The sequence below is a fragment of the Variovorax multivorans genome (assembly GCF_051216835.1).
Taxonomy (GTDB): Bacteria; Pseudomonadota; Gammaproteobacteria; order Burkholderiales; family Burkholderiaceae_C; genus Variovorax.
The window spans coordinates 1-4863 of record NZ_JBPJZL010000038.1 but is presented as its reverse complement, the minus strand read 5'-3'; the positions used below and the strand labels follow the sequence as shown (position 1 = coordinate 4863).

At 56.8% G+C, this 4863-nt stretch carries 3 protein-coding genes; all 3 read left to right on the top strand.

The annotated features are described in order from the left end of the window. The first annotated feature begins 150 nt into the window (after positions 1-150). Positions 151-1959 carry a hypothetical protein gene (locus ACSFCA_RS36365; RefSeq protein ID WP_435462977.1) on the top strand — a complete coding sequence of 603 codons (1809 nt, stop codon included), beginning with the start codon at positions 151-153 and terminating at the stop codon, positions 1957-1959. Next, entirely contained in the window at positions 1946-4342 is a 2397-nt protein-coding gene (locus ACSFCA_RS36360) for a hypothetical protein (RefSeq protein ID WP_435462978.1), read from the top strand. The genes ACSFCA_RS36365 and ACSFCA_RS36360 overlap by 14 nt, the downstream gene beginning before the upstream one ends. After that, on the top strand, positions 4339-4863 hold a 525-nt coding region (locus tag ACSFCA_RS36355), incomplete at its 3' end, for a hypothetical protein (protein WP_435462979.1). The genes ACSFCA_RS36360 and ACSFCA_RS36355, both read left to right, overlap by 4 nt.

Here is a 4863-nt window from a genome sequence, read left to right as displayed (position 1 = left end):
CTATGCATCATGTACCTGTTAGGCTGGGTACGCGGTTCGATGCTCCAGCCGTGATCCGTTACCTGGCACGAAACAAGTGGGGTGCAGATGACTTCTGTGAGATCTTCGATCGAGGTGCACACAACGCAGTCCGTCTATACGAAGGTTGTCTTGAAGACCATCGGCTTCTCCGCGAGCGAGTTCAGCATTGAGACACGTCGATGGATATGGCCTCTTCTGAGTGAGTTCGCCAAGCGGTCATCCTTGGCTCCCTGGACGCATTCGGAGGTTCTAGCATTTGCGCAGGGTCTTGGTTTCGCGTCGAAATTGTCGACGTGGAAAGAATTGGTCAAACTCCCACCGAGCGCCGCCACAGTCGAGGCAGTGGTGGCTTTTTTTTCAGAGTTCGAAGCATGTCTTCTTGGCACCGAGGCGCTGAGCGCTCAAGGCGCAACGCGCATCAGCCTCAAGTTCAGGGGCGATATCCGTAGATACCTTTTGGACAAGAGCGTCGATCGCCGCATCAGCACACTTGCTTCCTTCTACAAGACCCGCCTGAATGCTCGCCCGAAGGGGCGTTGTCTGATTAGCGATATTCCGCATGAAGGCCGGCCACCGCTCGCGGCGATACGTCACAGCAATTTCGAAGAACTGCGCGGCCGGACGAGGCATGCGATCGACAGCGAACTGTCGCGTATCAAGGATGTTTGCCTGCGGGTCATGCTCAAATTCGAGCGCATCCTGCTCAAGTTGGAGGAGCTGCGAAATCTTCCCATCCCTGTTGAAATGGAAAACACACTTCGCTCTCGAATTGCGACGTATGGCAGAAAGAGGAGCGTTGTAGATCTGGATGATGCACAGACCACCGCGCTCCTGAGTTACTACGCGAAGCGCGTGGCGGGGATAGCAAGTACGGTCCTTGATACAGATTCAAAGATTATTCTTCCGTTCGCCAAGCACATGAAGAAACCGCTTGACGATCTTTTTGAGGGATTGTCAAACAGCGCCCGCGCGGTCGACGCTTTTCGCATGCAGGTCGCAATTCCGAGCGAAGTTTTGGCCGCGTGCGCGATGACCATTCAGATTCACACGTCGTGGAATTTTTCGTCGGTACTTTTTCTGAAGCGCGAGGATCTCGACATACGTGATTTCCCGGCGAGATTGCAGTCCATCAAGTCTCGTACGCGTGACCAGACGCCCGCAGTCATTGTGGAAAGGGGAGACGAAGCTGTCGTTCTTGCTATTGGCATTTTATCCCGCCGACTGTCGCTGCTAGTCGAGCAATACGGGAACCAATGGAGCAATGCAAGTCCGTGGCTGAGCGCTAGAAGCTTGCTGTGCGGTAAAGATGCGCCGATCGCAGCTTGGCCAGCTACCTTTGCAAAATTCCAGGCTCGCCATGGCCTTCCAGCTTTTGTTCCCGAGCAACTGCGGGTGCAGTGCCTGGCCGCCGTCAGCCTGAATCCAGGCGGCCTACAAGGCGCCATGCTCCTGGCAGGGCACAGTTCGCAAGCGACGACTTACCGCTACGTCGACAAGCTTTTGTTGCAACGTTATAACGCTGCTAATTCGCTCGAATTCGAACGCAGGCTCGACGCGACTGTGCGATACATGATCGACCCGAAGGAGGGGTCCGACGCGCAGCCGTTAATTGCCTACCCCATTGGCGATGGAGCCTCTTGCCAAGATCCCTTTGCACCGCCTTCGACGGATTGGCTGAAGGACGGCATGTGCGATGCCACTCGATGTCATCTAGCACAGGGGTGTGCGAATCGCCGCCTCATCATCACCCGCGATCGTATCGAAGAGGTCGTGCGTACCAAGCGCTACTACGAGTCGAACTGGATGCGCTTGATTGGCGAGAACGAAGCTGGGTTCGAGCGTGTGCACTTACCTTCGATGCTTTTTAATCTTGCCCTCCACGGTGTTCTTGCGCGCGGGCCGTACCGCCATCTGGTGAGGTGTAATGAAAGCAGCTAAAGCTCTTGACCTTGCACCTCGGCGCGCAAGTGCTGTACCGCTGGAATACCTTCCCCGGTACGCGGGCATTCGTGTGGACCGACAAACATGGACGCTGTCGATCAGGAAGAAATTTTTCGGCCATGGCGAGAATCCGTGGGTCAAGAAGAAGCTTGGCGATGCTTGGCTGCCCCCCACGGCGCTCACGCGATTTCGTCCCCTTCGACTGAAGGAGCGCCCCCATCTTTTCTGGACCGTGATTGCCGTGCTCGATGGCTATCTCATGCGCACGGCCGACTGCAAGAGCACGCACTTCTCTGCGTCCAGCATCGTTAATGTCACTCTCAAGGCAATCGAGTTCGCTTGGCTGAACGGCTTCTACAAGCTTCAGGATGTCCCCGCGACTTCATGGGCGATGCTCGCCGAAGAGCTCGTGCAAGGTGGTTGGAGTCTTGCTCTGAAGATCGAGGCAAGGACGGTCGTGGTTATCCACGAGATGAGGGCAGAGCTGGTGGATTTGCATGTCTCAAGATCGCCCTCAGAGAGCCCACGACCTTCGAATAGATTTCTGGATAGGCTTGCAACCAACATTGGGTGCGCCGGCCGCCCAGCAGTAAAGTCGTTGATCGAACAAGCTCAAAGTCGCCCCCAGCTTGCGAACAGCGACAGGCTCGCAGATTACGAACCGTTGCCCACGTCGAAAATCGGATGGGCGCTCCTGCAAGAGACGCTGACGTATCTGAATTTGCTGGCCAGCGCGCCATCCCCGTGGGGCATCCTCATCTTGCCAGTGGCTGATCCCTATGGGTATGCAAGGAAGCATGGCCGCGATGGCAATCGAACGGCAAACCTAAGTCCGTCGACCGTAGCGACATTGTTGATGCACTCTTACAAGTGGGTGGTCGACCGGGGTCCGGCAGTCGTCAGACTCGTGCGCGAGATGGAGAGCAGATTGAGCGCGCATGTGCGAGCACGAACGGACAGTGCGTTGGAGTTCAGCATGGACCAGAAGCCTGCTGGTGCCTCAGACTGTGACCCTCGGCGTGCAGTACGTGGGCGCCTAAGCGGCCCGGACGGAATCGCGTTGATTGCCAAACTGTTGTGCTCATTGGATGAAACCCGAGAGGTGGAGCAGATGATCGGCCAGCCCATTGTGCGACCCGTCGCCTCGAAGGTCGAGGGAAAAACTTCGCTTCATCGCGTGCTCACGCAACTCTACTCGGCCTGCTTCGTGATCGTGGGAATCATGAATGCGCGGCGGCGCGACGAAATCATCCATCGCGCGATCGGACTGCGTTCGGGGAGCATGTCGCTCGTCGATAAGCAGCTCAATCTTTACCAATGCGCGTTCTACATCGAGAAGAGCGAGCAGGACTATGTGGACTTCTTCATCAATGACATCACTCGGGTTGCACTGGGCCTTCTGGAAGAGATTTCGGCAATTGCATGGCGATGGAACGCCTTAGTCACGGGAACAGCGCTGCCTGAGCCCGCCGCGAGGATGCTTTTTGTGATGCCGGACTTTACCGGCGCATCGGACAGCGGCGTCTTCTGGTTCGATTTTGGGATCAACCTTCCCTACAGAAATCCGCAGTTTCTGAGGGATGCGTGGTGTGTCGATGAGACGAAAGATGCATTTGACGCCACCAGGCCGAAGATCACGGCCCATATGTTCCGACGCGCGTACGGCCTTATTTTTCACTACCGCTATGAGAATGCAACCCTGATGGCGCTTGCCCAGAAATACGGGCACATCAACCCCACCATCTCGCTGCACTACGTGACGGATGATGCGCGAAGCGCGTTGGGAAAGTCTGCCGCGGCGCTTTGGTCTGCTCCGTCCATGGTCGTGAGCAAGGCTCGCGATCTCAAACGCAGAGAGATTCAGGGCGAGATTGACATCGTGGGGCGAGAGAAGCTGCGGGAGTTCGTCGCAGACGTCGTACTCGGCGCCAAGACGTTTTCCGGAGGGTTTTCCAAACTCGTGTCGCGATTCCATCGAAAACTTGGCGCACACCTTGATTATTCTTCTTTGGATACCGACGCACAGATCAAGGAACTGGGCGATGCCCTGCTTGCGCGTGGTCATATGCCGCTGCCTTTTCCTCACGCAACATGTATGGCCGGAGCACAACACAAGCTTGCAGCATGCGCGAAAAAGGATGCTTCCCTTGCGAGGGAAATGGCGAGCGCTGCGTTCTGTAGCAAGTGTGCTTACTCGGCTACGTCGAGTGCGCACCTGCGATGGCTGGAAATCGACGAGCGAGACATGACCCTCAGGGTCGAAAACGATGTTCAAGCAAGTTTGCCCGAGAAATCTCTGCATCACTTGCGTGTTGCGGGTGAGTTGAAGAACCTACGTCGCGTAATTCAGCTGCATAAGGCGAGGTTGGGACTGCCATGAGTCGCGTGCGCGGCAGCAACGCTGTGTCCTTTCGTCGTCGAGGTGAAGCAACCGATACGGCGCCAGGTCGCAAGCCCTCCGTGGCTTACGTCTCGCAGCTCGCGGCGGAAAACAACATCCGTACGAAACTTGCACTCCTCGTGCGGTGGCTGCGTGTGGATGCGACCGAAGCATCTGGCGGAAATGACGTCATCACAGGGCTTGCGCCTCCTACGTCTGTGCGACAGTTCAACCGCTGGGAGTCGGCTCTAGGAAGTGCACAGGAGTTCCGTCGAAACAGCAATGACACGCTTCGTAAGCAGGCGCAGCTTTGGAGCTCAGTGAAGGATGCAATCCGCGCCGTTTCAGCCAAGGCGTCGTGCGACGAAAAACCTCCAAGCAACCGCGAACAACGCCTTGCCACGGCGCGGCGAGCGCAGCACATCGAGCGTACGCTCAGGCAGATCGCCGAACGCGAGCTCGTGCGTGTTCGACGCGAACTTGTCGTTGCGAAGTCGGAAAGCCTCACGCTGCGCGCACGG